Genomic DNA, 6826 nt, shown 5'->3' with positions numbered 1-6826 from the left:
ACTAAAATCATTTCTAACAATAACATTGGTAATACCAAGAGTTTCCTTAAAACCTAAATATAATGGAACAATAATCAACAAAAGCACATTTTGACTATTGAAGTATGTACGTATTAAGTCCATATTAGATATTAAGGTATCTGAAAAGATCCTCCTAACATAAAAGAATATATTCAGAATCATAAAACCAAGTATCCCTGTACCAAGGATCATTTTCTTATTATTTAACCATATTTTGGATTTTCTTAAAAGAAATCTTTCTCCCTTAAAGTCTTCAATTATAGACAACATCAGCAATGAAACTATGACTAATATCACAGTACCCCTACTTCCAATCATTAATGCAGGTATCAAAGGTAAAAACAAAAATATTATTTTTTGTTGACATTTTTTTATTGATAAATAAGGATATAGTAGTGGAATGTATATTGAAGACTTTATTATATAGGAATTAAATCCTCCAATACCAAATCGTGCCTCTTGGTTTAGAACAATAAAACCATGGGTTAGATATACTTTAGCTAAAAGTACATACACTACAAGCAAATGTATTAGCACCGCAACAAACACCTTATGATTAACAATTATCTTAGTATATCTGTCTTTTTTATCTAAAAAAAATAATACTAGCCTTGGTAGAGCAATAGGCAAAGTACTTAGGACCATAAACAATGAGTAAAGTACAAGTGTATCATATACTATCAAACCTCTGTAACTTGAAATTGGCGCAATAGGGATAAAATAATATATAAAAAAGAAACCAAAAAGAAATTTGTTTACAATAGCTTTTGACTTAATTGTACCAATTAAAAGATATAAACTTACTAAGGAGTATATTAATAAGTAATCAAAATCCATTGGGTCTATATTATCTTAATATTTTTCATAGGGTTGCCAACTACAACAGAATTACCCTCAATATTCTTTGATACAACACTCCCAGCTCCCACTACAACATTATTTCCAATTGTAATACCAGGAAGGATAGCAACACCTGCAGCAATCCACACATTATTACCAATTACAACTTCTTTCAGTTCATACCCTTGCTTGTTTATTGGAATATTCGAATCATAAAACTTATGATTCTGGCTGTAAATTATCACATTAGGACCAATAAGAACATCATCTCCAATATGAACTCCACCTCCTGCATTAATAATCGATCCTCTGTTAATTGATACATTATTACCTATACATAGTTTTGATGGAGAGTCGATATGCACATGATCCCAGATTTTAACATTAACACCAGCCTTAACAGGCAAAAGTTTAATCCTTAGCCAGCAGCCGATATTACCCGGAATTGACTTAACTATTGCATTAAACCACATTAATATTTCATATCTGAATCTCATAATTCTACATTAATTATTTAAACCCTTTAAATTGTAATTCCAAATTAACACCCTGCTTAACCATGCAAGAAAAAATACTATTAATATGGATATTAGTTTATGTGGTAATATAAATATCAAACCTATACAGATAACAATACTTATAATAGAATAGATATTGGCCTTATGTATAATTCGGGGGTTTGCATTTGCTCCCATAAAAGCTGAGAGTATTCCATAAATAATTCTTATAAATCCTGTAAGAATTAAACTTAAAATAATAAACGGAGTATCTTCAAGATCAATATCTGCTAATCCAAGCTGCTTAATAAGCCAGTAAAAACCCTCTAAACAAACAGCCATTGCAACTCCAACAAGCAACCACTTCAAAATCCTTCTATTCAAATTGATATTACTTCTTTTTTTAAAAATAACAAGCTCCTTAAAACCTGCATAACTCTGTAAGAATGTAAATGGAAACATAAATATATTCGCAAGAAAAAAATAGTCCCCTAAAGAATTTTTGCCATAAATCCGTTCCAAAATAATTTTATCACCCTGACCTAGCAAAGAAATAGACAATAGGGATATAAAAAATCCAAATCCAATGTTTAAAAGATATCCTTTTGAATACTTGCCGATTGATATAAACTTAATACGGTACATTATTATTCCGATAGAAATTAGGAAAGTACACACCAATGCTATATTAACTACGTTCAGTATCTGCATAAACTCTATATCTATCTTTAATTCAAAAATAAATATAGCCATAATTCCTATAACAATTTTCCACGATATACCGGCAAATTGAGCCAATACAAAATCAGAGTTCAGCCTGAAAATATTATAAACAAACATATTAGCAGAAGTCAAGAAAAAGAGTACACTTAATCTTATTACTGAGATATCACTGAAATAATACGCATTTGCAAGATATGAAGATATAAGAGCTGTTATTACAGCTGACGATAAGACAAAATGAAGAATACTCTTTTCAATCTTTATTATATTGGGCATATCTATTTTGGCAATTCTCATAAAAACCTGTTCAAATCCCAACAGTCCAAAAGAATTTAATAAGGTCAAACAAATAATCAGTAATGAGTAAAGAGAATATTCCTCGCTACTTAGTATTTCTTTTAATAGAATATTAGCAATAAAAAAAAATCCCGCCCCAGATACCATTATCAATATTGAATAATGAGAACTAAAGCGGTTTTGAATAATTTTTAGCAAACCAGTCATTTCATAACACCACAAAAGTCCAATACAACTTTGTTATCTGGCAAACTCAAACTTTTAAACTCATTGTGTGCCACTAAAAAGGCAATAATATCCGCTTTTTCAATAGCCTCTTTATAATCAGTTAATTTAAACACATGATGTTCTTCAATATTAGGCTCCACAAAAAATATTTCTTCATTATTCGCACTTTGCAATACTTTTTGGGCAATATACTTTGCGGGTGATTCTCGCAAATCATCAATATTGGGCTTAAATGCTAATCCCATAATCGCGATAGAAGGTTTACGTCCATGCTTTAATTCAAATTCCAATTTAGCGCTTTGAATCTTCTCTGCGACCCAAAATGATTTATAATTATTCGTTTCACGTGCCTTACCAATCATCTGTGCTTCACGTGGATAATCTGAAACAATAAAATATGGATCTACTGCAATACAGTGCCCTCCTACACCACAACCAGGTTGTAAGACATTTACACGCGGATGTTTGTTGGCTAATTCGATTAATTCCCAAACATTAATATCTGCTTTATCACAAATTAATGACAATTCGTTCGCAAATGCTATTTGTGAATCACGGCTTGCATTCTCCGTTAACTTACACATCTCTGCTGTACGGGCATTGGTAGCATGTAACTTACCTTGCACAAATAATGAGTAAAAGTCAATTGCTTTTTGTGTACTTTCTGCATTAATACCACCAATTACCCTATCATTTTTAACCAATTCATACATGATATTTCCTGGTAAAACCCTTTCTGGACAGTAGGCCAAAAAAATATTCCCTTTTAATTCCGGACGTTTAATATTAATAAGCTCTTCCATTTTCTCTGTTGTCCCAACCGGAGAAGTCGACTCTATAATGTATAAATCTCCTTCCTTTAATAATGGAATTACATTTTTTGTTGCTGCTTCAACAAATGATATATCCGGTTCGTGATTACCTTTAAATGGTGTAGGTACCACAATCAAATATACATCTGCTCGCTGAACTTCTGTTGAAGCACTTAAATATCCTTCTTTAACCGCTTTAGCCACATAAGGTTCTAATTCTGGCTCAACAATATGTATTTGTCCTTTATTGATTGTTTCGACTACTTTGGCATTAACATCCATTCCATTCACCTTAATACCATTGGACGCAACCAATGCACTTGTTGGTAACCCAATATACCCTAAACCTACCGTTGAAACTGTTATATCTTTATTCATCATCTCTTTTATTAGTTATTCTTAATTAGAAAATCCACTATTCGTTTTGAGGCCTTTCCATCTCCATACGGATTATGAAGCTGACTCATTTCTTTATAACGATCATTATTACTCAACAAATCTGTTGCTTCATTCACAATTTTATCTTTATCTGTCCCAACAAGTATCACCGTACCTGCTTCTACCGCCTCAGGTCTCTCTGTAGTATCTCTCATTACCAGTACAGGTTTACCTAAACTAGGGGCTTCTTCCTGTACACCTCCACTATCTGTTACTATTAGATAAGCTTTATCCATTAACCAGATAAATGCTTCATAAGGTAATGGGTCAATTAAGTGAATGTTTGAATTATCACCTAATATCGAATAAACAGGCTTTTGAACATTGGGATTTAGGTGAACAGGATAAATCACCTGGACATCATCAGCCTGAGCAATGGTATTTAATGCGTCACAGATATTTAAGAATCCCTGACCATGATTTTCACGTCGATGGCCAGTTACTAGAACTAACTTCTTTGATGGATCTATAATTTCTTTAAGTTTATTGATATTATCGTTATCTGCTATTTCATTTACAATACCAACACTTTCCAATAATGCATCAATAACAGTATTACCAGTTACAACAATTGATTTTTCATTAGTTTTTTCCTGCAATAAATTTCCTTGTGATTTAGTAGTTGGAGCAAAATGAAAATCGGCTATACGACCAGTTAACTGACGATTAATTTCTTCAGGGAATGGTGCTAATTTATCGTATGTTCTTAAACCTGCCTCAACATGACCTACTTTAGCACCACTATAAAAAGCAGCTAACGCAGCAGCACTTGAAGTAGTTGTATCTCCATGAACCAATACTACATCTGGTTTAAACTCTTCCAAAACAGGCTTCATCCCATTAATGATATCCCCAGTCAATGAATATAAATTTTGATTGGGTTTCATCAAATCAAGGTCATAATCGGGTATTATCGCGAAGAATTTTAGTACCTGATCCAGCATCTCTCTATGTTGTGCCGTTACACAAACTTTTACCTCAAAATTCTTGGTATCTTCCTGAAAAGCCTTTACAACTGGAGCCATTTTTATGGCCTCTGGCCTAGTACCAAATACGATTAAAATTTTCTTCATTTATTCCTAAGTTTTCTTACTTATTAATCTCAACTTTACAAAGTCAATTACTTTTTAAGTTAACTCTAAAAATTTGTTTTAATATTCGCCCATACTAATTTCCCAAATATCACTCCCAATCCAATAAGCCCTCCTAAAAATACACTCACAACAAGTATTATCTTTTTGTTCGGTGCACTTTTCTCAATTGGCACTTTCGGAGGTTCTAAAATGGTAAAGGCAGGCGTTTGTTCGTTAACTGCGATCTTAGCTTGTTCCAATTGCTGAGCTAATCCTTTAAAAATAGTTGATGACATATCATATTCATCACTTAAACGTTGATACTCTACATTTACCCGTTCAGACACCATATTTCGATGTTGATCTTTATAATTATAAAAAGCCCTTTGTGCTTGTTCATATTCTTCTTTCTTGTCATCAAACTGCCTTTGCACAAATTCTAAATGTTCTCGTGCTTGTTTGGTCTTGTATTTAATGATGTAATCTTGCAACAACTCAACTGCCCTTTGAACTAATTGTGCAACTAAAACTGGTTCACCTACTTCTGCTGACACACTTATTAAACCTGTTTTCTTATCCACCTCAATAACAATCACTTCTTCAACAGCTGTCAATGCCATTAATTCTTCTTCTGAAATGTTTAGGACACCATAATCTGGCACTTCAATTTCTTCTTCATCTGAACTGGTTAAAGCATCTTTTATGGTCCATGGTAAACGGATGGTATGTTTGATCACCTTATTTCCAAATGATTCAATAGTATCAGCTACTACAAATTCATATAGTGAAATTGGCTCTGGATAGTTCTCAAAATGGAACTTCAGATGAACCATCTCTTTTTTGAAAGGATAAGAATTAACCACCTGTGGATATATCTCAGCAGGTATACCGGATGATCCCCCCATCATTGAACCTAAATTAATGCCAGCAATACCAGCTAATGCTCCAAGATTTCCCAAACTTCCCTTCTTTTCCTCTGATGGAATTAAAGTACAAGATGCCTGATATTTAGCTGGGCTTGTAAAGGCGATGATTAAACCAATAAAAACTGCAATACCAACAGAATAATAGATGGTTTTACGTCCGTTCCAAATGGTTTTTATTAAGGCAATGAGATCTATTTCGTCGTCTTTGATGATTTGAGGAGTATCTTCTTTGTTTATATGAGTCATGTTCAATAGGTATCAAGATAATAAGACACAAGTATCAAGATGTTATCATATTACAATCGATCAGCAATGGTAACAATAGTTAATGATAACGAAGCTAAAGCACTAGCCATAGCAATCCAAGCTGTAGCTGGCAGTGGCTCTTTCTGTGGTTTTTGCGGCACCACAATCTCAGCTCCAGGCATTATCTTTGGATAATTTCTGAAAAATAAAAAGCTATTGGTTGAAGCAGCAGCTCCATTGGGATAAATCACATACACTTTTCCTTTCTTGGCTCGTAAATCATATCCTCCGGCCTGACGGATATAATGCTTCATTTTCTGTCCTTCCACATAAGAAGCTGAAATTGGATTCAAAACACCCCCACCAATATTAACAGTCTGTAATTCCCGAGGGATCACCAATTCATCACCATGCTGCAGATAGATATCTGCTTTTGAGCCAGGATTTTTAAGTATCTTCTCCAAATCAATACTCACAACATCAAAACCTAAATCGGAAAACACCAAGGTTGTATCAGCTTTTACCATTTGCTCACGAAGACGCTTTACTTTTTGTGACACTTGTACCTTACGCGTTAACATAGCTCCCCTTGCATAGGCATCAGGTGATAACCCACCAGCACGATTTATAATGGTCGAAACACGTTCTTTTTTGGAGGTTAGACTAAATTGTCCAGCATAATTGACCTCACCCAAAACACTCACCACTGATTCTTTTTCGAATCC

At 33.5% G+C, this 6826-nt stretch carries 7 protein-coding genes; all 7 read right to left on the bottom strand.

What is annotated here, in order from left to right; genetic code table 11:
• Window positions 1-858: hypothetical protein (locus tag AC4MRQ_RS24105; RefSeq protein ID WP_491200287.1), on the bottom strand; the 858-nt coding region annotated here is incomplete at its 3' end.
• A 5-nt stretch (window positions 859-863) separates the two neighbouring features.
• Window positions 864-1358: an acyltransferase gene (locus tag AC4MRQ_RS24100; protein WP_491200286.1), complete on the bottom strand. Its 495-nt coding sequence runs from the start codon at window positions 1356-1358 to the stop codon at window positions 864-866.
• 9 nt (window positions 1359-1367) lie between these two features.
• On the bottom strand, window positions 1368-2576 hold the full coding sequence (locus tag AC4MRQ_RS24095) for a polysaccharide biosynthesis protein (RefSeq protein WP_491200285.1): 1209 nt from the start codon (window positions 2574-2576) through the stop codon (window positions 1368-1370).
• A gap of 5 nt (window positions 2577-2581) precedes the next feature.
• A complete protein-coding gene (gene wecC / locus AC4MRQ_RS24090) occupies window positions 2582-3796 on the bottom strand; it encodes a UDP-N-acetyl-D-mannosamine dehydrogenase (protein ID WP_491200284.1) in 1215 nt (404 codons plus the stop codon).
• Window positions 3797-3807: 11 nt separating this feature from the next.
• Window positions 3808-4929 carry a non-hydrolyzing UDP-N-acetylglucosamine 2-epimerase gene (gene wecB / locus AC4MRQ_RS24085; protein ID WP_491200283.1) on the bottom strand — a complete coding sequence of 374 codons (1122 nt, stop codon included), beginning with the start codon at window positions 4927-4929 and terminating at the stop codon, window positions 3808-3810.
• A gap of 65 nt (window positions 4930-4994) precedes the next feature.
• Window positions 4995-6101 (bottom strand): Wzz/FepE/Etk N-terminal domain-containing protein, encoded by a 1107-nt coding sequence (locus AC4MRQ_RS24080; RefSeq protein ID WP_491200282.1) that lies wholly within the window; start codon window positions 6099-6101, stop codon window positions 4995-4997.
• Window positions 6102-6151: 50 nt separating this feature from the next.
• Window positions 6152-6826, bottom strand: a 675-nt coding sequence (locus AC4MRQ_RS24075) for an SLBB domain-containing protein (protein ID WP_491200281.1), incomplete at its 5' end; no start/stop codon positions are given.

Source organism: Carboxylicivirga sp., from assembly GCF_982718395.1.
Note: the sequence above shows the minus strand (reverse complement) of the source record. Positions and strands in the feature narration are given on the sequence as shown.

Bases quoted from the DNA above. Each gene is read 5' to 3' on its own strand.
- AC4MRQ_RS24100 (WP_491200286.1), bottom strand. From the start codon at position 1,358: ATGAGATTCAGATATGAAATATTAATGTGGTTTAATGCAATAGTTAAG.
- wecC (WP_491200284.1), bottom strand. From the start codon at position 3,796: ATGAATAAAGATATAACAGTTTCAACGGTAGGTTTAGGGTATATTGGG.
- wecB (WP_491200283.1), bottom strand. From the start codon at position 4,929: ATGAAGAAAATTTTAATCGTATTTGGTACTAGGCCAGAGGCCATAAAA.
- AC4MRQ_RS24080 (WP_491200282.1), bottom strand. From the start codon at position 6,101: ATGACTCATATAAACAAAGAAGATACTCCTCAAATCATCAAAGACGAC.